The following is a 20,823-nucleotide window of genomic DNA, read 5'->3' as shown; positions in this document are numbered from 1 at the left end:
ATTTGATAGAACTAAATAATTCATTTGTTCTCCTCCATTTTCAAGAATGGTTAGTATCTTGAAAATGGAGGAGAAACAAATGATTCAATGTTAAGTTAAATAGATTAGAAAACTTATAATCTATCTAACTTAACTACATTTAAGAAGCTTCTTCTTAAATGGTTTGAAATCATTCGTCTCCATTTTTTAAGTATGGACAAGTGATCCACAATGATACGATATATCTAGACCATATATTAAAGTGTTTTCGGCAATAGAGAACCTTAATTTAAAATATGCATTGGACTTTTTCTCTTTGCTCTTTCACTTTATAACCTTTTGCTAAATAATTATTTTACTTTCGTACGTAGTGTTGGTGTACTACCTGAGAAATCAACCCAAGGGTTAGTGTTAAGCAATTCTGAGTGCTCAACATGAGAACCCTCAAATCGAACTTCAAAGCTCTCTGGACCATGGGCGAAAGCTACAATCAAACCTTTTTTAGGACTCATGTAACCAGCATGCATCCCAAGGCCAGGGTAGCTTAGGCGGACAGCTTGGTCATCTAATCCAACTGTATCTACAGTCAAGCGTGAAACCACACCATCAGGTAATGTGAACATCCAAGTAAATGGTCCACCTGAAACTACAGTCATTACTTCATCAATGCCAGTTCCATCGTCTGAAGAGTTCACATGTAGTCGACCATATTTATTTAATACAGCTGATTGTACTTCTTCATTCATTGCTTGCATGTCATAAATTTTTGGGTATGATGGTGAACCCACTTCTGTAGTAAATTCGCCTCCGTCAGCGAATACCGGAGTACGGCCTGCTAGTTGAATTTGCTCTAGCAAATCAGAACGTGTCAGATTAAAAATAGAAATTAACTCAGCCTGCTCTTTCTCATTGATTGCACGAGTTTGTGAAGCTTTGAGAATTGTTTTTGCCTCTTCCGGAATAGGTAGAGTGCTAGCACGTACTCCTACAGTACGCAGGACAGCATTGACATCCTCAATTCCTTTAACATCGCTTCGGCCATCACTAAACTGAAGCTTCACGATATCTTTATTTGTTGTAGTTGAGAATTCTTTTTGATTTGTGTTTTTCATTTTAATTTCCTCCAAATATGTTAATCATAAAATTTAATTCAAACTAATTTTATTCTTCCTAGTTATGCTAGCCTATATTACAAAACTTATAACCTGTCTAGCATAACTAAATTTAACAAGCCTCTTCTTAAATGGTTTGAAATCATTCGTCTCCATTTTTTAAGTGTGGACAAGTGATCGACAATGATATGGTGTATTTAGAGCGTAGGTCAAAGTATTTTCGCCAATAGAGAACCTTAATTTAAACTAAATTTGTAATATCCATTGGATTTTTTCTCTTTGCTCCGTTATATCATCACCTTTTGTTAAACGATTATTTCACCTTCTCATGTAACTTCGGCGTGTCACCTGAGAAATCGACCCAAGGATTGGTGTTGAGCAACTCTGCGTGTTTAACATCAGAACCCTCAAATCGAACTTTAAAGTTCTTTGGTCCATGAGCGAAAGCTACAATCAGACCTTGCTTTGGATCCATGTAACCAGCATGCATACCCAGGCCAGGGTAGCTTAGGCGGACAGCTTGGTCATCTAATTCAACCTTATCTACAGTCAGGCGTGCAACCACACCATCAGGTAATACGAACATCCATGTGAACGGTCCGCCCGTAACTACGGTCATTACTTCATCGATGCCCGTGCCATTGTCCGAAGAGTTTACATGTAGTCGACCATATTTGTTCAGTACAGATGATTGTACTTCTGGCGCCATTGCCTTCATGTCATAAATCTTTGGATATGAGGGTAAACCCACTTCCGTAGTGAAATCGCCCCCGCCTTTGACTTCCGGCGTGCGTCCTGCTAGTCGGATTTGCTCCAGCAAATCAGCACGGTTCAAGTTAAAAATAGAAATCAGCTTACTCTGTTCTTCTTCGTTGATTGCACGGGTCTGTGAAGCTTTGAGAATTGGCTTTGCTTCTTCCGGGATAGGCAAAGTACTGACGCGCACGCCGATGCTATGCAGGACGTCATTGACTTTCTTAACACCAAGAACATCACTTCTGCCGTCGCTGAATTGAAGCTTTACGATGTTCTTATCCTTGTTCTTGTCCTGCGTAGATGGGGTGTCTTTAGGAAAGAACAGGACGACGGCTGCGAGAATACACAAGACTATGGCTGCGAAACCGATAAAAAGATTTACCTTTAGCTTTTTAGTTTTCATTTTAAACTCCTCCAAATATGGTAATAATAAAACTTAATGTAAACTAACTTCGTCGTCCCCATTGAATGCTTTTTCTCTTTACTCTGCCAACCACCCCCTTTCATTAAACTTTATTCTGTTTCAATTATGACAGTCAGTACTTACTGTCATAATAGGAGGAGGGAAAGAACTAGGGAGTTAAAGCCCTAGTAAATGTCTGAACGCTTTCCGTTATAAAGGATTCTAACGACACGGATGGAAAATTTACACCTTTATCAAGGTTGTTTATAAATGCGCCATAGTGCGTTGTTATAAATAAGAATGCCTGCATTTCTGGATTCACTCGAATCAGCTTTCCTTTCTCAAACATTACCTTAAAGTAATCCGTCAAAATTTCAACTAATTGTCGAGGATGCTTCTTTGTTATTTCCCGAAACTCAGGTAAGTTATCTTCTTCCTTAAGACTGATGATAATCATTTTCCGGTTACGATTCATAATTTTATGGTATGTTTGGCTGATAAGGAGTAAGTCTGTCTGCAAATCCCAAACAAGCTTCTCGTCAAAAAGTTTTGTCATCTCTTCGGTATAATGAAAACGGTCAACTGCTGCTTCGAGAAGGTTTTGTTTGCTTCCGAAGTGTCGAAACAGAGTTTTTTCACTCAATCCAGCCGCAGCAGCAATTTCTAGAGTGGTTACACCCTTGTACCCTTTTTCCGCGATTAGATCAATTGCTGCCACCATTAATTTATCTTTGCTACTCAAATTTTTACTGCTGTTCATTCAATCTCCTCATTTCTTTAGACCGTCAGCCCTGACTGACATTTGAGGAGATGATATCTCAGCTCGCATACGTTGTCAAGTTGGACTACTTCTACATTTTATAGTAGCTTTCTAAATTTGAATGAAAACGGTCAACTGCTGTTTTGAGAAGGTTTTGTTTGCTTCCGAAGTGTCGAAACAAAGTTTCTTTACTCAGTCCAGCCACAATAGCAATTTCCTCAGTGGTTACACCTTTGTACCCTTTTTTTGCGATTAAATCAATTGCTGCCACCATTAATTTATCTTTGCTGCTCATATTCTTACTGCTGTTCATTCAATCTCCTCATTTCTTTTGACTGTCAGTACTGACTGACATTTAGGGGAATTGATATCCCAGCTTGCATACCTTGTCAAGTTGGAATGCTTCTACATTTTATAGTAGCTTTTTAAAATTCAAGGCATGTTTATAAGCTCAAAGGTTGTGAGTAGTATTCTTCTTCATTTTCTCAAGAGTAAACATTTAAATCCAATAGTTGGAGCGTATTGAAACAAACTTAAAGACTTTATACATTCGATTGTTTGTAGTTTTTATTAACTTCGTCCCAATTAATAACGTTAAAGAAAGCTGCAATATAATCTGGACGTTTGTTTTGGTAATTAAGATAGTAAGCATGTTCCCAAACATCAAGCCCAAGAATTGGTTTTTTACCTTCCATAAGAGGACTATCTTGGTTAGGTGTACTCGTAATTTTTAATTCTCCATTATCTACTACAAGCCAAGCCCATCCCGATCCAAAACGAGTTGTTGCTGCTTTAGTAAATTCTTCTTTAAAGTTTTCATAGCTTCCAAATGTTTGGTTCATTGCATTTGCAACCTCACCAATAGGTTCTCTACCTGCATTTGGAGCAATGATTTTCCAGAAAAAGCTATGATTTGCATGTCCACCACCATTATTACGTACAGCAGTACGAATACCTTCAGGGATAGCATCAAGATTACTAATCAAATCTTCAACTGTCTTACTAGAAAGATTATCATGTCCCTCCAAAGCTGCATTTAAATTGTTCACATATGTGCCATGATGGAGATTGTAATGAATCATCATCGTGTCTCCACCAATATATGGCTGAAGTGCGTTAAGTTTATAAGGTAATGTCGGAAGTTGATAAGTAGACATTAAAACTCCTCCTTTCAATTCTTATATTTTGAATACAAATCTGATTGTAAATCATTTTTTATACTTTTTCAACTAAAAAGTTTAAAAAGTTTGTGGGTATTATTCCCATAAAATATAACTTAACTATTTTTATTATGAAGTAACTAACGTTTCCTTCTATATCTCCTGTTCTTATAATAGAACTTTTTAAAAGGAACATTGTGTGATAAGATACGAATTTCTATGGTAAAATAACTTAAAGTACTTTTTAAACTATTCTATCTAAAAAGTAGGAATAGTCGATTTTTATTTTATAAATTCAATTATCTAATCATACATTGTTTTTTACGTTTATAATTAAGGAAGGTGAAAAAAATGACAGTTAAAACTTCTACTAAAGATAGAATCCTTACTTTATTGAAAAAAGAGGCCCAGTTAACGGTAAGTGAATTATCGAGTTCACTTGGGATAACTGAGATGGCTGTTAGAAAACATTTAACCACAATAGAACGGGATGGCCTTTTAACAATAACTGAAGTAAGGCAGCCTATGGGGCGACCACTTCAAGTTTATTCTTTATCTTCGAAAGCTCAAGAAGCTTTTCCTAACAATTATGAAAATTTAACTGTAGATTTTCTTTTTGATTTAAAAGAACTACATGGAGAAGATACGATTGATTATCTTTTAGAGAAACGAAGTGAAAGATTAAAAAATAGCTATTTGCCAAATATGGCGAATAAAGACCCTGAACAAAAAGTTGAAGCTTTAAGAAATATTCAAGATGAAAAAGGCTACATGGCAGACTTTACAAAAATAGATGATAATACCTATGAACTTATTGAATATAATTGTCCTATTTCAGCAGTTGCTAATAATTTTAAGAAGGCATGTTCTTGTGAGACAAATCTTTTTAAAGAAGTTCTAGGAACTGATGATGTAAGAAGAATTACATGTAAAGCTGACAATGACCATCACTGTAGATTTCTGATTAAGTTCAAGGATACTTTAAGTAAGGAAGATGCTAACCAAAATTAATGGTTAGCATTTTTTTATGAGAAATTTATAAGGATTCTTTTGCTTACTTGGTTCCGGAAAGAGACGCTATGTGAACTAAGGTTGTATAGGATATACAGTCTAAAAACAGAAAAAAACTCCTTGAATTAATCATTCAAGGGGCTTTTAATGTCGATAGCTCCGTTGCTATATAGAATGTATAAAGTACAGCCTTTTTATTATATTTAGTTTGAAACCATTTACTGTTAATGGATTAGCCATTGTTATCTCCCCCCTAGAATTGTAAATCGGTTACACTCTAACTTATTGCAGTTTATAAAAAGGTAGGTGTAGGGTTATATTAATGGTGAAATTATATAGATTACGGGTTATTTAAACCTTTTTAAGTGAGGATACATATGCTAAATAATTTATTCTTTATGAATATGAAGTTGGTGTCATTATGCTTAATCATTGGTTTGGTCTTTTCCTTTAACAATTCATTTGTTCAAGCAAAAGAGAGAAATCTAAAAGATATTGATATGAAAGATGAAGAAACCTCCAATGTGGAAGATTTAGAACTAGAAAGAAAGAGGGATGAAGTACGGGAACAACTTATTAAATCTAATTTTTTTAGCAAAGTTAATCGAAAATTGATTGAAAATAAGTATAAAAGGTATAGCTTTAGAGGTGAATATGACATAAATTATCATATAATGGAGTTGGAAGTTGAAGAAAAATCCGATGAAAGTAAAGTTGAGACCATCGAAAATATTGAAGAAATTGTTAGTCAACTAGCGAGGGAAAATAATTTAATTTCGTCTCATGCAAAAGTAATATTCCATCAAAAATAATTTGAAGATTATAATCTAAAGCCATAAGGCTTTTTTCAGTTGTTCTATGGAATAGAGTTGCTCTAAACTTTAAAAGCTAGGGGTACCTAGAATTTCGATTATGTTAACTAACCTTGTATATTCTATATAACATAAAAATGGAAAAAACTACTGCACCTGTACAGTAGTTTTCCTAGTCGTTGAAATATAGATGTTATGTTGATAATGCTCTATTGCATCTTGAGTAGTTGGCTCAAGTTGCTATTTATTATTCGTTTTATAACCTTAAATAAAAAAAGAAACAGATCTAAAAAGACTGTTTCTTGTAAAATTCCAATCCATTATAGTACTTTACCCCTTTGATCGAAAGTGAAACATGAAATGTAATTATTTTTTATAAAACTTATTTTGCTTCTGTTAACTCACATTATGGTAACTAAAAATACACAGTTACCATTTATCCATTTTCATGGTATTATGCTCTTTATGTAACTACAACTCAAGGGGAACTTCTTATGAAGAAAAAAGCTCAAATCACGTTGATTATGATTGCAATTAGTTTTGGATTAATTGAGAACCTGTTCTTAGATGAATCTTTTAAAATGGAAAATATAGATCTGGTTATAGCTGTAGCCATGGCTTGGTTTATAGGCAGACAATACGATAAAATGAAATTTTATATGAAAAGGACAAGGGAAAGTGAAGATAATTATAAACAATTAATTGAGACGTTACCCGAGTCTATCCTGATTCATAATCAAAATAGGATCCTTTATGTAAACAAAGCTGGAGAAAATATGCTTGGTGCCCAAAGGAAGAGTGAAATTTTAGGCAGGTCTATTCATGCTTTTATTTATTCCAAGGATTATCAAGAATTAGCAACCAGACGATTAAAGCAACTTCTTGAAAAAAGCATACTGTCTAGCAATGTGGAGCAAAAACTCTTACGATTGGACGGGAAGATTATTTTTGTTGAAGTCTCCAGTCGCGTAATTATATTTGAGGGAAAAGAAGCCATAATATCAACTGTTAAAGATGTGACGGATAAAAGGCAGGAGGCGGAGATTCTCTTGCAAAAATCAGAAAAGCTGGCCCTTATAGGACAAATGGCTGCGGGAATTGCTCATGAAATTCGGAATCCTCTTACCTCTATTAAAGGGTTTATTCAATTATTCAAATCGAAATACAAAGGCGAGGAAGAGCATTTCAATCTTGTATTATCAGAGTTAGAAAGAATTAATTTAATTGTTGGTGAATTTTTAGTATTAGCCAAACCAACTGCTGGTGAATTTAAAGAAAGAGAGATCACAAGTCTGTTAAAAGACGTGGTAATGCTTATTAATGCACAAGCCATTATGAATAATATTCAAATCTTCTTAGAATGCGAATCAGACATTCCTCATGTTATATGCGAAGAAAATCAATTAAAGCAAGTTTTTATCAATATTTTAAAGAACGCGATTGAGGCGATGCCTAATGGTGGAATCATTGATGTGAAGATAAAGAGAAAAGAAAAAAACAGAGTTTCTATTTATTTTATTGACCAAGGCTTAGGAATTCAAGAAGATCGACTTCTAACACTTGGTGAACCTTTTTATACGACAAAAGAGAAAGGAACAGGATTAGGGTTAATGGTAAGCTATAAGATTGTGGAAAGTCATGATGGAGAATTAAAAATTTCAAGTAAGGTTAATAGAGGAACCACGGTTGAAGTTATTCTACCTATAGTTCCTAAGAGACATGCAGATAAGTAACGTAGATTGCCATATATGTACGGTCAAGGACCAGATGATAGCACACAGTTTATAGTCTTTTCCTCTCTATAACACTCGTTATGTAAAAAAGACTCCTCAATTGAACTGCACCCCAATTGTTAGACAAAGAAACTCTAATGATTGGGGTGTTTTTTTGTCAAAACACGCATTTAAAACAAAGTTAAAAACTGTAGATTTGTATATAAATAAGTATTACTCATAAAGGATATAAAGAAGAAAACAACAATCTCATTAATAAAATCATTGTTATTTCATCTCTTTTGGAGTATTTATCTTAGAAGATACTTTACAGTATTCTTGCTCAAAATGATCGGACAGACATTCTAATTAAAAGACAAGGTATGAAAGTCGAAAAGAGTCTGCCCTCATTCTTCATATTTGAGTTATAACTTTACTTCTAACTCTCTAAGCAGTTGCTTTACTCCCTCACGGCTTAGAATTACTTTTCCTTTTGCCAAGATTAGATTATCTTCGGAAACTTCACCTGTCACTTTACAGGCTAAATTAGGCGAATATTTTTTCAACACAATGTTCTCATTATCTACAAAAATTTCAACAGGTTCGTTCTTTTTAATATTTAATGTTCTTCTTAGTTCGATGGGTAAGACTACTCTTCCCAGGTTGTCTAGTTTCCTAACGATGCCAGTAGCTTTCAATTTAAAACCTCCATAAAATAGTACTTACATACCCATTAAGTGTACAATATGCTTTTTAATGTTTTCATTAGTAATATATTACATTTTGGTTGGAGGAAGATATTTCAGTATCATAAGGTTAGGAAGAAAGGTTGCATGGAAGAATTATAATGGAAATTGTTAAATCACTCAGTATTTTTAGTTTAACCTGATGTAGTGATTAGAAATATAACTTATTCAAGTTATTTATAACCTATATAAAACTAACTTTAGTATATGAGTAAATCGTAAAACATTTTATAAAAATCGTTAGTTTCACCATTTATACTTATTGGCGACAAATAGAACCCTTTTCTAAATAAAAAAGCCACTCTTTTAGAGTGGCTTGAATTACACAGATATAAGAGAAACCCTTTTTTGAGGATTCCTCTTATTTTAAATGCACTCATTTAGTGTGCGATGCTTGATACAATTGGCGTGTTTTATTTTCAAATATATTAATAACATCAGAAATTGGAATTACCTCATTTGGTACTACACCATTTTCTGTGAAACCTCTTACAGCTACTGCAATAACTTCGTTATCGGAGTTTATTACTGGTCCACCACTGTTCCCAGCAAAAATTGAAGCACTTATTTCATAACGCTCTTGATTTCTTCTATTATCTGTATTATTCCTTTTCCCCATGACCGTTCCTGGTAAGACTCTTAAATCTTGCCCATTTCTGAATTCGGGATACCCAATTAATTTAATGTCTTGTTCACACGCTATATTCTTATTGTAGTCAAATCCAAACTTAGTTATATCAAGATCTCTTATAGTTAATATTGCAATATCTCTAAATGAATCATAATAATCAATTTTTGCAAAGTATCTTCTCATACTGTATTTAGATTTATGGATTTCTATATAATATTCTTTTTTAAATTGAGCACCGTATTCTAAAACCTCGATGTTTTCTTTAAGAACGTGAGCATTTGTTACTAAACCTATATTCCTTAACAAAAATCCTGTTCCTTGGTCATTATAGGCGAGAGCTTCCTCATCTTCTCCTTCAAAAGAGTAGGTATTGGACAAAGATTCGATAACAAATGTATTTTCTTCTCTTAACCTAATATCATTAATCGGTATCCTAATAAATGCTAAGTTTTGTTCCTTTATTAGTTTATTAAATCTTTTTGCCAATTTTAAAAAGACCATGTCATCTTTACTTTTTACATGTCCTACATGTGAAATCATACCTCTTAACACATCAAACATATTTGGCTCTTTATTTAGAGTTTGTCGAAAATTATATTTTTCTCTAAATATTGTTTCAGCTTTACTAACATCGTCTATATTCTTTTCTATACAATTAAGAATAGATCTAATTTTACGAATATATTGCCTATTAACATTTGTTTTTTGATTAACAGTTATTCCAGTAACAGATTGACTCTCACTGAGATTACGTAACCTACTTTTTTTATCATTTATAGAAAAACCATTTTTCTTAATTAGATTTTCTACTTGAGAACTAATTATTGTCATAGGCCCATCCATAAAAGCTATTTCCTGTGGGAAAGAATCTTTGTTAGTTGAAAAAGTAATATCATCAGCATATCTGGAGTAAGTACATTTCCTTTGCTTTGCAAGTCTAAAAAGGTCTTCATCCAGCTTTCGAGAAATTATATTTGAGATGATTGGGGAAGTAGCTGCTCCTTGGGGTAGTACTCCTTTGTCGTTGCAGCAAATATTTGCTAATGTAGAAGCAACGCTATTATTAAATTTATAATAGCTCATTAACATAGCCCTTACTCGCCCAAATGTTATAGATCCAAAAAAATTATCCAAATCCAAGTTCAAAACAAATTTTTTACCGGTATGTTGACTTGCATTCGTTATAATACTTCTATTTGGAACAAAACCATGAGAGCTTGGGTGATGTTTTTTATAATTTATTGATAAAATATATGCCAATTTCTTTTGGATAATAGATAAATTGTTTTCTGGTGCGTTAATAACTCTTTCGCCACCACTTTTTTTCTTTAATTTAAATGTTCGATAGTTCTTACCTTTGTTTTTGATTAAGATTTTCCACAAAAATTCTTGCGGTATCTCAAGTAAATTAGCTACATCTTCAAAATCAACCATAGATTTAAACTTATATACTATATTCTCATCACTGGATATTAATTTATGACTGACTTGAAGGGGCATGACTAATCATCCTTATTTTAATATTAGGAAAGCAGGGACAATTCTACCATTTTAACTTAGCATAGTAGCGTATATTAAAACGGAAAATTATAAAAGGTAAACACGCGCAGGAAAATAAACCATACGTTTTGATAAGACGTAGCGATTAACACCACGAAAGACAGTTGCACCCTACTTTCCTCCAATTATTATACTATTGTAATAGGTTAAAAGTCATCATTGAATCCATAATAAAAATAGACAAAATTAAAGAGACCCCAAATGTGGTCTCTTTTTGTTTCAATAAACCTTGGTTATGTTAAGTAGACAAATGGGTTATTTTTCTGCAAAAGATGTAAATGATAACGCATCTATAATAAAAGTACTTTACAATTAAATTAAACACATTTAATTGTTCTTGTTTCTCTTCATCTTTCTTCCACTAAAATCCATGTTCCTAGGTAGCCACCCACAATAACAGGTATGTATTAAAAAAATTTCGAATAATGGCGATTATACCATCTAAAAAGACATTTAGTTTGTGTTTTTATTATTTAGAACATCATATTGATATTGTGAATACATATCATTTTTAATTTCAGTATAAAAGTCCAAGTCTTGTTTGTTAACTTCTTCTTTATTATTGATTTTATTAAATATATCTACTGCTTTTTTAAGATGGAATATTAAATAATCTTTTCCAAAAAAATTCATAGCGTCTTGTCTCAATCCAGTAAATTTTTCGGCATAATCGATTAGATCCTCTAAAGTTCTACTAAAATACAACATTATATCCTCAGAGGTAGCTCTACCATCTTGGATCTTCTTTAGTATATCCGAGCTTTCCATTATTGAATAAACATTCTTTAAATCCACTATTCCTCCACCCAATTCACAATAACTATCTAATGGAACATGCTTTTTAGGTATAGAGTATTCTATGTTTAATAACTCCCCGGCATTTGCATATTTCAATAAGTTTGGTACAGATACACTTGACTGATTGAGGTATTGCATTAGTAAGAGATAAAATAACATTAAATTATTTTCAGCTGTATTTTTAACTATTGCAGGAGTTGTGTGTTCATTTGGTAAAAGAGTAATGTCCTTTAGCCCTTTCTTTGATACATTTACAATTAATCCTTTATCCAATACACACAATGCACTAATCTGTTTATCTTTTCCCACTTTACTATTTTCTTCAACTAGATTATCTAATAATGTTTCTAGAGTTGTTGATGATGTAAAAGCAAATACAAATCCAGCTGTGGGTGAATTTACTCCATCTAAGCTATCTTTAACTAATGATTTAACACTTGAGATATTATTTACACACTTATTTATTTCGGGTTTATTTAATGATGATTTAACTTCAATAACCGAAAAAACACTTTCTATGGGTACCATTTTTGTAGACTGCATATTTAGTAAAACAGGACTATTAAATGAATCATAGATGATAATGTCTTGTTGTCTACTTTGTTCTCCGGTTCCATCAATTATTACTCCATTATTCATCTCATACTTGATAGGAATATACTTTCTTAAGTAATTCAGTAAAATTTCTTCCCTGCTGCTTCCTCTCTCCCCCATATGGTTAATGTTTTCTGTTACTTCTTCAAAATCTATTTGCATCTTCTTAGCTGCCGCATGAATAGACTGTTTAAGCATGTTTTATTCCTCCAAATCTTTTTTTACCATATGACTTTACCTTGGTTCTATAATTGTAGTATATTTCCTTGATTACTTATTGAAAAAATTAAAAAAAGCAGCATTCCATGATAAAAAAAACATGGAATGCTGCTCAGTTATTAGTTATTTTTCATTTTATAGCCTTTGAATTTATAGCCATAAACTTTAGTTAGATCAACAAAGCTCTTATAGGAATAAGTAATGGCAACCGGTGTGCCTACTTGGACTTTATCATAAAGCTTTTCGATGTCTCCATTATGCATTCTCACGCAACCTTGACTCACGTATTTTCCAATGCTGCTTTCATTGTTATTGCCGTGAATGCCGTATGTATCACCATACGTACCGTTTGCATTTAACCCTAACCAACGTTTTCCTAACGGATTGCGAGGATCGCCCCCAGGAATATGTCCTGTATAGTAAGGACGGTTTTTAATTTTGTTCACGACTTTAAAAAATCCAACAGGTGTTTTATCCCACGTTTTACCCGTTGCTACTGGATCAACAATTTCAATATAGCCATTGTGAAAATAGGCAAGCTTGTTGTAGTACTTGTTAATAATAATCAAATCTTGATTCGCTGGCTTACTTGCTGCTTCTGTTTTCCCCTGATTTACTCCACATAATGCGACCATCAATAATGTAAGAACGGTCATTGATTTCATAAAAATGTTCTTCATAAAAACTCTCCTCTTTTTTATATTTTTATAAGAAACAAAAAAGCACCTTCCAATTAGAAAGATGCTTTCTCGTCACAATCATTTATAAATAAAAACCTAGTTAATCGATGATTTTGACATGCAGAGAAACGCTCTCTGACGAAATTAACTTTTGTTTTGCGTATAACTGCTCATTCGATGCGAATTTCAGCACCTATTTAGAGCAAGAAAAAACAGACCTTACTATACTGAAGGTCTGCTCTTACTTACTTCCTTATTAATTTTCTCTGTATGACGACAAGAAGGGAAAGAGGAACAGCCAAAAAAACGAGTACCATTCCCATCTCGTACAACTAGATCCTGCCCACATTTCGGACACTTACGAGGTTCTGGTGTGATATTTTCAAAGATTTCTCGTGCCTTGAAAACAGGATTGACTTCATTGATAAACTTTTGAAGATCCGCACGATCCACTAAAGTCACATCACATGCAGCTGCAAGCTCTTTTGCTTGTTTCGTAAAATAACTATTGGTCACAACCCATGCTTGATTCGCTTTATAATAAGCTTTTGCCCCATAAACTTCTTGTACAGCCGAAAGACTCACTCGATTTTTAACTCCATATCGTTTGGCTTGAATGACAATCTTATCCTTACCTTTCATCACCAAGTCAGCCCCAAAATCACCAGACTTTTGCGTGACTTGAGGTTTATAACCTAATTGCTGAAAAAGTGCTTTCAGGTAGATTTCGAACTGATAACCATCCATTTTATCAATATAGGGCATGCCTGATTGGGCTAGCTCTTTCATATACTTCCGTTCACGAAAGACACGGTAAGCAAATTGAGAAAGCTTAAATAAAATGATGATAAGAAAAAGATAAAATACACTTTGAAACACTTTATCCATTCATTGAAAGCTCCTGTTCTGTTTGTTTATTCCGGAGACGTGATGCCACAGGTTGAATGCTTTTTCCATTCTTCTTTAACTCCTCGTTCCAATCTTTCGCTCCCTTTGGAATATCTACTCTTATTAAATCAGCATTAACGATTTGGTGCATTTTGTCAATAAATTCTTTTCCTCCTTGGTCATTATCGACAGCTAACACCATTTCTTTAATGCTTAAGCCTTCTCTTCGAGCTTCAATATAAGACTGAGCAACAGTTTTAGGTTTTAAGCCATTCATACTAATAAGACGTGTATTCTGCAATTGATTTTCCTGTACACTCCAATAAGAAAGAAGATCAATTGGGCTTTCAAAAAAATGAATCTTGTTTGGGCGACCAACATCAACTGAAAAGCCGGTATGAGGGTTATCGTTCGGTAAGACTTGTTTAAAAGAACCTCGTTTATTTTTTATCGAAGCTGTTCCTTGTCGATCTGCCCCAATCACTTTTCCTTTACCTCCATGTTCACGCCATTTAAACACCACATTGTTCCGTTTGTCCTGAGCGATTAAGTCTTTTTGAAGGAGCCAGTTAACTAATCGAGGATCTATTTTACGTTCTTTTATGAGATAGTCTTTTACTTTGCTTTGATCCTTCACTTCTAACTCTTTTGGATAGCGAAAAGGCTCTTTTGATGGTGAAACCGACGGTTGCTCATGCGACTGAGAAAGCTCTTTATAATCGCCTTTGTTGATATCTAATACAGCTTGTGGAAACGACATCCCATAATACATTCGAGCGAAACTGATCGCTCCATATCCTGTTTCATTCCGGCTGTTCCAAGCGTACATATTTCCTTTAATAAGTAAGCTATCATGTTCCGTATGACGATAGTACTTTCCTTCTTTTACAAAGGTTTCGCCTTTGGCTTCCAGATACGACAACAAATCAACATCTCGTACTTTCATGATTTCCCCCTCATTGACGTGTTTTCGTTCTCCCACCTAATCCCTCCTTCTCTTTCACCCTATGAAAAAAGAGGGCTTTTCAGCCCTCTCATTTCTTTTCACCTTTTGCTTGTTTTATCGTTCCATTTCTTGTGTCTGGTCCCGTTTCTTTGAAGAAAATGCTCCACTGTTCCGTGCAAAAAACTTGGTGAATCCATTTTGCGATTTCTCTTCTTTTTTCTGCTTATCATGATCCTTTTTCTCTGTGTCTAACGCCTTTTCAAGCTTCGTTAACTTCTCACGTTGAGAATCAGTCAAATTAAGTTCTTTTAATTCCTGCAGCACCTCTTTTTTCAATTTGTACACCTTATCAAAGGAATGCTTTTGTTCAAATTCCTTCATTTTGGCCAAACGCTGTTCTTTCTCTTGAGGTGTTTCTTGTTTGAGCTGCTTTTCGACAGGAGCCTTTTCTGATTCAGCTTCCTTTTTCACTTCTTTAGAAGACTCTTTTTCATCTGATATGCCTAATTGGTCCAGCAAGCTTTGTTTAAATAGCTGCTTATACTGTGTTTCTTCACTAGGCTGCTGCATAACTTCTAGCACTTCTTGTTTGTAATCTTCTTGATATCGGTCCTTCTCTTGTGCCTGTTTTCGTGCTTGAAACTGATGAGAAAGTTCATTTTCCATTCCTTTCAATTGGTCAGGGGTGAACTGTTTTTCCTTTAAAGCACTTGATTTCAACATCACATAATCGTTTTCTGCATTTACACGGGCTAACATACTATCAATATCTTGAGGCTTTTCTTTTTCATGGGCTTGTAAAAATGTAAGATAGCTTGTTTTAAGCTGCGTGTCTCGATCTTTCTCTAAAACAGGATTCACATCATGACTTCTCAAAAAATCAACTGTTGCTTCACTTTTATAGGCCTGTTTTTGCCCTTTTTCATCCGTAGAAACAAGTAAAACCTGCGGTTTTTCCTCTCCTAGAGCTGATTTTGTTAAGTAAACAGCACCAGAGGGGATGTCTTGCAGCTGTTTCTCACTGATGTTCGCCCAATCTGCCTCAATTTTTTCATTTTGTGGGTGCTTCATATACTTCTTTAATTCTCGTTTATCGGAAACAAGCGTTTTAAATTGGTCATTTGAAAGAGATGTTACTTTTTGCATGATTGATTCCTCCATTTAATTTATATTTGGACATAAAAAAAGAGAGCATGTATGCTCTCTCACCTTTCTAGATCCTGTTCTTCTCTTTTTCGTTTACCTGTACTTGAACGTTTTTGGAGTTGCATTTGACTGCCCACTTCCATACGGTCTTGAAAAGTAAGAGATTGTTTCTGAACTTGACCATGGGTGACCCCCTTTTCATTTCTACTCATCGTTAAGTCAACCTGATGCTCAAGTTTCACGACTTCTTCCTTTGTCATCCAACCATTTTTAATCGCCTGTGTTTTGATTGAATAGTAGGTTTCTTCAGCCGTAACACGCTCTAGAATGCTGTCTACATCTTGTACGGATTCTTCTCGTTGCTTTTGTATATAATTTCCATACCCTTCTTTTATCTTGTTATGCACGTTCTCAGAAGAAAGAGGATCTGCTTGCTGCCGTTTTTCATCGCTTTTTTCTGGTGACTGATTTTTTTCTCGTTCTTTTACCAACGTTTCTTCCATTGTTTCAATAAAGCCAACAGACGTTTCATGTACTTCTTTTAAAAGCTTCGTTTTATCTTCAAAACTCTTTCCTTCCGTCCAATGTGACAAGTAATCCAACGAATAAGAACTGGTGTCAATTCCAAAATAAGAGGAAACCGTATAGGCTGTCATTTCTGCCTGAAACTCTTTTTCCGCAGCTGTATAGTTTAGATGTGTGTCTTTGGTGTGAAGTTTCGCATGGGCTAATTCGTGTATCAACGTTTTTACATTTTGACGTTCAGAGTTACGGGGATTTAACGCAACTTCCTTCGTTAAGATGTAACTGATTCCCTTTGCAGCGCCAAGCTCCTCTTTTGGTTGAATAATAGAAATACCATTCTTTTCAGCAATGGCTTCCATTCCTTTATAAAGTGCCTTGTAGTCCTCCACGTTGCCTTCTAACCAACGATTCGGAAAGATCTTAGGTAAATCACTTGCTTTTGCATTCGTTTGGGAAATTTCAAAAACATGGCCGACTGAAAAATACAGTCGGCCTTGAGTAACTTCTTTTTTCCCCTCTTGAATGAGCTTTTTTTCTTGAGGAGTAGCTTTATTAATAGACTTTAACTTCCCATTTTCATCTTTAAATTTAGGAACCGTTTTATTTGGAACTAGAATTTTAATACCCTTTTCACCTTTATTGACCGAGAACCCTTTATCCTTCCAAAACTTAAATGATCCAACTGCTTGAGCACCAAAGAACTGTTCCTGAATAAGAGCTGTGTTAGACATCGAGTATTGATAAAAATTACCCATAAAAGATAAATAGTCTTTTAGTTCTTCGGCAGAATGAAAATGCTGCTCCACCTTCTTTTCCATGCCTTTCGTTAACTCTTCCACCTCTTTACGCTTATCTTCGGCTGATTTCTTTGTGTAGGCTTTACTCATCTTCTCCCTCCTCTTCTTGATAGGAGATCCCCTTAAGCTCCTCTAATTCTTGTTCATACCAAGGTTCCTCTAAATCCACAAAAAGCTTCTGTGTTTTAATATTCATAGGCACCAACATATTCTCTTGATGCACCACATATTGATGAAACTCCTTCGCTTCTTCTGGACTTAAATTCACCTCTACTTCTAGATCTCGATACTGAACAATAGCATGATCCTCTCCAACAGCTTTAATCGAAGCTAACACTAAATCTTTGTTAAAAAGCATAATGATTAATTCCTCCTTTTAGTAGTTAAATCTCTTTTTATATGAAACAATCAATGAGATTGTTGTTTCCCTCTCGATTCTTCCCAATCAATCCGTTTTTGACGCTGATTCGCGATTCGTTTCTCAACTGTTTCTCTCGCTACTCTTGTACTATCCATCTCCTGCATACTAGTGGTCATCAATCCTTTAAATCCATGATGGAAGAAAAGACCGTTCATATATTCAATTAAAATTTGTGTATTTTTATCTGCTGCGTTCGCTCCTAGTTTTGTTTTTGTCATCTCACCTTTTAATGCATGAATCTCTTCTCGTAAAGTTTGAAACTCATTTTTTAAGGACTCATGGAGATGATGACTCACTACTTCTGTAATATACTTTAATGACCATTCATTGTTTTTAGCTGCTTCATGTTCTTTACAAATTTGTGCAATGGCATCACCCGTGTAGCGTAATCCATGCTCCTCTTTAAATGATTCAATATACGCTTTTGACTCATCTTCAATAGCTAACTTCATTCGTTGCTTCTCCATCGATTAATATCCCCTTTCATAGTCGTTTTTCTGGTTACGATCACGTTCTGTTTCACGTTGCATTCGTTCATAATGCTGTTGGTTTTTCCAACTTTCATATTCACTTTTAAACGCTCTTTCTATTTTGCGAAGTGAAAAATGTACAGGTACATGCTGCTTATATCTCACTGTTTGATTTCCAGATTGCTTTCTATCCAACAGACGTTTTACGTCTTGCTGCTTTCGATCATAAGCTTTCATTTCTTGCAAAAATGCATTTCCCATTCGCTTATATAAATCATCTATTTTCGTTTGCTTATATTTTTCATAGCGTCCTTTATCCCTTGTTCCCTCTCCATATGCTTTCTTTAATTCTTTTACTTCTTTATCTAAGTTCTTTATTAATTGCTGATACTCTTTTTGATGATATTTTTTGATGTATTTTTCACTCAATGTATCAATATAAGGTTTGAATGGTTTAATGGTATTGTAGCTATACTGCCATTGCCTTTTATCTTGTGGAAGATGATTATAGACCATTAAAAACAAGGGTTTTAATTCTCGATTGCGCCATGCAAAAGAAGAATCCTGTTTCTTTTGGCCAACCATTTCTTTACGGATTAAGTGATTAATTCTATTCTGATTTTCTCCTCGATCCATAATTTGATTAACAACGGTTGACTTCATGACATCCAATGTTTTTGGCTTTCTTTTTCCCCGACTACGTGTAGGATCTGGTTCAACTGTTGCAATATGAATATGGATATTGTCCGTGTTGTGGTGTATAGCTGCTGACCAAATAGCTGAACCATCTAACTTTTCCCTTTCAAGCATTTTGTTCATAGATTGTCTTGTTATTTGCATTAATTTTTTTTCATCCACTGTATGAGTACGTGAGTCATATAAACCCTGTTCTTCAAGCCAAGGATTATGAAATGTAATGACATCTTGCCACATAATACTGTTATTTCTTTGCGCTTCCTCAAAACCTTTTTTTAATTCCTCTTTCTGCTCTCCGGTCAATCGATCAGAATGTTGGGTAAATAAAGAGGAAGTCTTATTAGGATTATCCATATAATCCTGATAAAGAGAAAATAATTTCTCATGCGCTCCAAGTTCTTTTTTTGCTTCTTCACGATCAACATAATCAACATACTCTTGAAAGGCTTTATGAGAAGCTGTAATGAATTTTGTTTTTAATACAACGCCTGGTACAACTGTTGAACCATTTGTTTTTTCTAGCACATCTGTTTACCTCCGTTAACCCAATTGAATGTTTCTAAGGGATCTGTATTATTCTTCTGGATCTCCAATCATTTCAAGCAAAATATGATTCATGTTTTCCATAGAAACAGCACACTTTTCCATCATCTTAATATTCTTTTCAATCAAGTTTTCAAGCTCATTTTCACGGTCTGTTTGTTTACGGAAAAAAGCCAGCGTTTCAAGCTGACTTTTTAAAAATTCTTGCCTTGATACCTTGTGTTCTTTTGCTAATTCATCAATTTCTTTAACTGCTGCTGATTTAATATTTCGTATGATTATATCCACTATATTCATTCCTTCCCTGAAATTTGGGGTGTTCCTCAAATAATAGAGAGAAGAGCATAAGGGGTTTTTGCTATCACAGAGCGTGATAGGCTAGGCAGAGCCTAGCAAAACCGTGATATCACAAGAAGTTCTCCAAGAACCCCCTCAGCGTCCCCTCAAATCAACTACCCGACCCTTCAACGTCCCCTCAGACGTTTCAACTAATTTGCCACTAACCCCCTCAACGACCCCTCAAATTCGTAAATGTCCCCTCAGCGTCCCCCTGTGTTTTTTCACTTCATGGCTAAATCTTGTTGCTTTTCATTCAATTTTTGGAGCTTTTCTTGTAAACTTTTTTGTTCATCTTTATAGAGCTGAATGCTTGCATCACTCGATTGAATGGCATCCTGTTTCATCGCAATTTTTGATTCTGTATCGGCTTTTTCCTCCTGTAATTGGTACTTCATATCACGTTGTAACTCGTTCATTTCTTGTTGAGTTTGACGTTTGTGTTTGGCTTCTACTGTGATCGCTTTTTCATAGTTTTTCATTTTCTTTTTGACGAACTGTTTCTCTAAATCATTGACCAAAAGTGCATAATCTTGTTTACTTTTTGTTTCTTTTCCTTCTTCACTTTTCGTTTTTCGTTGGTCAGAATAGAGCGTTGCAATTAACGCATGAGCATCTATTTCCTCTGTTGAATCTGTTTCTGAATCACTCGTTACGTCATCCACATTTACCGTTTCTTTTTCTTCATTTTCTTGATACAGATCAAAGGCAAGTGCTTCCCAATTTGAAGACAAATCGCTGATTCTTATGACATAATAGCCATCGTCTTCATACAATAAATGAACAGGCAATTTGATGTTTGGATTCGCTTTTTCTTGTGCCGCAAAGCTTACTTCTTCTTCATCTGTTTGATCCATTTTAATTACCATATCCAGTGAATCAGTAGCCGGATGATACACACGATTTTCAATTGTGACGGTTCCCGTAATGTTGGAAGAAACCGCCTCATAGGTTTTGGTATGATACAAAGGATCTTCTGTTTTTAAGTAGAATTTTGATGTCAGTAAGGATAAAAAGCCGATAAAGAAAAAGATTAACACGGCTGTATACTTCCATGATTGATTGCGATTTAAATTAAACCGATAGTCTTCCAATTGCTTTTTAAATGCCACTTCTACCACC

The 20,823-nt window shown here is 34.5% G+C and carries 19 protein-coding genes and 2 pseudogenes; 3 read left to right on the top strand and 18 right to left on the bottom strand.

The genetic code is table 11. The annotated features are described in order from the left end of the window. Positions 1–329: 329 nt before the first annotated feature. From ACOZIR_RS23735 to ACOZIR_RS23715, 5 genes and pseudogenes are all read right to left on the bottom strand, one after another. Positions 330–1,091, bottom strand: coding sequence for a hypothetical protein (locus ACOZIR_RS23735; RefSeq protein ID WP_421535908.1), 762 nt, complete (start codon positions 1,089–1,091; stop codon positions 330–332). 313 nt (positions 1,092–1,404) lie between these two features. Further along, positions 1,405–2,250 carry a hypothetical protein gene (locus ACOZIR_RS23730; protein WP_421535907.1) on the bottom strand — a complete coding sequence of 282 codons (846 nt, stop codon included), beginning with the start codon at positions 2,248–2,250 and terminating at the stop codon, positions 1,405–1,407. A 169-nt stretch (positions 2,251–2,419) separates the two neighbouring features. After that, a complete protein-coding gene (locus ACOZIR_RS23725) occupies positions 2,420–3,010 on the bottom strand; it encodes a TetR/AcrR family transcriptional regulator (RefSeq protein WP_421535906.1) in 591 nt (196 codons plus the stop codon). Positions 3,011–3,131: 121 nt separating this feature from the next. After that, a pseudogene (locus tag ACOZIR_RS23720) lies at positions 3,132–3,323 on the bottom strand (TetR/AcrR family transcriptional regulator); the annotation flags it as partial. 229 nt (positions 3,324–3,552) lie between these two features. Further along, on the bottom strand, positions 3,553–4,167 hold the full coding sequence (locus tag ACOZIR_RS23715; RefSeq protein ID WP_421535905.1) for a superoxide dismutase: 615 nt from the start codon (positions 4,165–4,167) through the stop codon (positions 3,553–3,555). A gap of 354 nt (positions 4,168–4,521) precedes the next feature. Between ACOZIR_RS23715 and ACOZIR_RS23710 the strand changes: the two genes are divergently transcribed. The 3 genes from ACOZIR_RS23710 to ACOZIR_RS23700 all read left to right on the top strand — a co-directional run bounded on the left by ACOZIR_RS23710 (position 4,522) and on the right by ACOZIR_RS23700 (position 7,726). After that, positions 4,522–5,181: a helix-turn-helix transcriptional regulator gene (locus ACOZIR_RS23710; RefSeq protein ID WP_421535904.1), complete on the top strand. Its 660-nt coding sequence runs from the start codon at positions 4,522–4,524 to the stop codon at positions 5,179–5,181. 377 nt (positions 5,182–5,558) lie between these two features. Next, positions 5,559–5,993, top strand: a complete 435-nt coding sequence (locus ACOZIR_RS23705; RefSeq protein WP_421535903.1) for a hypothetical protein — start codon at positions 5,559–5,561, stop codon at positions 5,991–5,993. 494 nt (positions 5,994–6,487) lie between these two features. Beyond that, positions 6,488–7,726 carry an ATP-binding protein gene (locus ACOZIR_RS23700; protein ID WP_421535902.1) on the top strand — a complete coding sequence of 413 codons (1,239 nt, stop codon included), beginning with the start codon at positions 6,488–6,490 and terminating at the stop codon, positions 7,724–7,726. Between the two features lie 404 nt (positions 7,727–8,130). Here the strand turns inward: ACOZIR_RS23700 and ACOZIR_RS23695 are convergent, their stop codons facing one another. The 13 genes and pseudogenes from ACOZIR_RS23695 to ACOZIR_RS23635 all read right to left on the bottom strand — a co-directional run bounded on the left by ACOZIR_RS23695 (position 8,131) and on the right by ACOZIR_RS23635 (position 20,813). Next, positions 8,131–8,403 (bottom strand): AbrB/MazE/SpoVT family DNA-binding domain-containing protein, encoded by a 273-nt coding sequence (locus tag ACOZIR_RS23695; RefSeq protein WP_200508656.1) that lies wholly within the window; start codon positions 8,401–8,403, stop codon positions 8,131–8,133. Between the two features lie 424 nt (positions 8,404–8,827). Beyond that, entirely contained in the window at positions 8,828–10,582 is a 1,755-nt protein-coding gene (locus tag ACOZIR_RS23690; RefSeq protein WP_421535901.1) for a reverse transcriptase domain-containing protein, read from the bottom strand. A gap of 513 nt (positions 10,583–11,095) precedes the next feature. Beyond that, positions 11,096–12,232 carry a DUF6602 domain-containing protein gene (locus ACOZIR_RS23685; RefSeq protein WP_421535900.1) on the bottom strand — a complete coding sequence of 379 codons (1,137 nt, stop codon included), beginning with the start codon at positions 12,230–12,232 and terminating at the stop codon, positions 11,096–11,098. Between the two features lie 140 nt (positions 12,233–12,372). Next, entirely contained in the window at positions 12,373–12,933 is a 561-nt protein-coding gene (locus tag ACOZIR_RS23680) for a L,D-transpeptidase (protein ID WP_421535899.1), read from the bottom strand. 222 nt (positions 12,934–13,155) lie between these two features. Then, a complete protein-coding gene (locus ACOZIR_RS23675; RefSeq protein ID WP_098622461.1) occupies positions 13,156–13,821 on the bottom strand; it encodes a restriction endonuclease in 666 nt (221 codons plus the stop codon). Further along, entirely contained in the window at positions 13,814–14,767 is a 954-nt protein-coding gene (locus ACOZIR_RS23670) for a toprim domain-containing protein (RefSeq protein ID WP_421535999.1), read from the bottom strand. Before ACOZIR_RS23670 ends, ACOZIR_RS23675 begins: the two co-directional genes overlap by 8 nt. A 114-nt stretch (positions 14,768–14,881) precedes the next feature. Further along, positions 14,882–15,913: a hypothetical protein gene (locus ACOZIR_RS23665; RefSeq protein WP_421535898.1), complete on the bottom strand. Its 1,032-nt coding sequence runs from the start codon at positions 15,911–15,913 to the stop codon at positions 14,882–14,884. Positions 15,914–16,353: 440 nt separating this feature from the next. Then, positions 16,354–17,325, bottom strand: a pseudogene (locus tag ACOZIR_RS23660) (ArdC-like ssDNA-binding domain-containing protein); the annotation flags it as partial. Then, positions 17,318–17,593: a hypothetical protein gene (locus ACOZIR_RS23655; protein WP_421535897.1), complete on the bottom strand. Its 276-nt coding sequence runs from the start codon at positions 17,591–17,593 to the stop codon at positions 17,318–17,320. The pseudogene ACOZIR_RS23660 and the gene ACOZIR_RS23655, both read right to left, overlap by 8 nt. 50 nt (positions 17,594–17,643) lie before the next feature. Beyond that, positions 17,644–18,123 carry a hypothetical protein gene (locus ACOZIR_RS23650; RefSeq protein WP_098786852.1) on the bottom strand — a complete coding sequence of 160 codons (480 nt, stop codon included), beginning with the start codon at positions 18,121–18,123 and terminating at the stop codon, positions 17,644–17,646. Positions 18,124–18,126: 3 nt separating this feature from the next. Beyond that, on the bottom strand, positions 18,127–19,347 hold the full coding sequence (gene mobP2, locus ACOZIR_RS23645) for a MobP2 family relaxase (RefSeq protein ID WP_421535896.1): 1,221 nt from the start codon (positions 19,345–19,347) through the stop codon (positions 18,127–18,129). A gap of 48 nt (positions 19,348–19,395) precedes the next feature. Then, positions 19,396–19,653, bottom strand: a complete 258-nt coding sequence (locus tag ACOZIR_RS23640) for a hypothetical protein (protein ID WP_098434028.1) — start codon at positions 19,651–19,653, stop codon at positions 19,396–19,398. A gap of 272 nt (positions 19,654–19,925) precedes the next feature. Continuing rightward, positions 19,926–20,813: a hypothetical protein gene (locus ACOZIR_RS23635; RefSeq protein ID WP_421535895.1), complete on the bottom strand. Its 888-nt coding sequence runs from the start codon at positions 20,811–20,813 to the stop codon at positions 19,926–19,928. Positions 20,814–20,823 lie beyond the last annotated feature (10 nt).

Source organism: Priestia sp. D3YE.R1 (assembly GCF_049199565.1).
In the GTDB taxonomy this organism is placed as follows: domain Bacteria; phylum Bacillota; class Bacilli; order Bacillales; family Bacillaceae_H; genus Priestia; species Priestia aryabhattai.
This window is presented reverse-complemented; position numbering and strand designations above follow the sequence as displayed.

Bases quoted from the DNA above. Each gene is read 5' to 3' on its own strand.
- ACOZIR_RS23700 (WP_421535902.1), top strand. From the start codon at position 6,488: ATGAAGAAAAAAGCTCAAATCACGTTGATTATGATTGCAATTAGTTTT.
- ACOZIR_RS23675 (WP_098622461.1), bottom strand. From the start codon at position 13,821: ATGGATAAAGTGTTTCAAAGTGTATTTTATCTTTTTCTTATCATCATT.
- ACOZIR_RS23725 (WP_421535906.1), bottom strand. From the start codon at position 3,010: ATGAACAGCAGTAAAAATTTGAGTAGCAAAGATAAATTAATGGTGGCA.
- ACOZIR_RS23690 (WP_421535901.1), bottom strand. From the start codon at position 10,582: ATGCCCCTTCAAGTCAGTCATAAATTAATATCCAGTGATGAGAATATA.
- ACOZIR_RS23665 (WP_421535898.1), bottom strand. From the start codon at position 15,913: ATGCAAAAAGTAACATCTCTTTCAAATGACCAATTTAAAACGCTTGTT.
- ACOZIR_RS23685 (WP_421535900.1), bottom strand. From the start codon at position 12,232: ATGCTTAAACAGTCTATTCATGCGGCAGCTAAGAAGATGCAAATAGAT.
- ACOZIR_RS23735 (WP_421535908.1), bottom strand. From the start codon at position 1,091: ATGAAAAACACAAATCAAAAAGAATTCTCAACTACAACAAATAAAGAT.
- ACOZIR_RS23650 (WP_098786852.1), bottom strand. From the start codon at position 18,123: ATGGAGAAGCAACGAATGAAGTTAGCTATTGAAGATGAGTCAAAAGCG.
- ACOZIR_RS23680 (WP_421535899.1), bottom strand. From the start codon at position 12,933: ATGAAGAACATTTTTATGAAATCAATGACCGTTCTTACATTATTGATG.
- ACOZIR_RS23715 (WP_421535905.1), bottom strand. From the start codon at position 4,167: ATGTCTACTTATCAACTTCCGACATTACCTTATAAACTTAACGCACTT.
- ACOZIR_RS23730 (WP_421535907.1), bottom strand. From the start codon at position 2,250: ATGAAAACTAAAAAGCTAAAGGTAAATCTTTTTATCGGTTTCGCAGCC.
- ACOZIR_RS23670 (WP_421535999.1), bottom strand. From the start codon at position 14,767: ATGAAAGTACGAGATGTTGATTTGTTGTCGTATCTGGAAGCCAAAGGC.
- ACOZIR_RS23710 (WP_421535904.1), top strand. From the start codon at position 4,522: ATGACAGTTAAAACTTCTACTAAAGATAGAATCCTTACTTTATTGAAA.
- ACOZIR_RS23655 (WP_421535897.1), bottom strand. From the start codon at position 17,593: ATGCTTTTTAACAAAGATTTAGTGTTAGCTTCGATTAAAGCTGTTGGA.
- ACOZIR_RS23705 (WP_421535903.1), top strand. From the start codon at position 5,559: ATGCTAAATAATTTATTCTTTATGAATATGAAGTTGGTGTCATTATGC.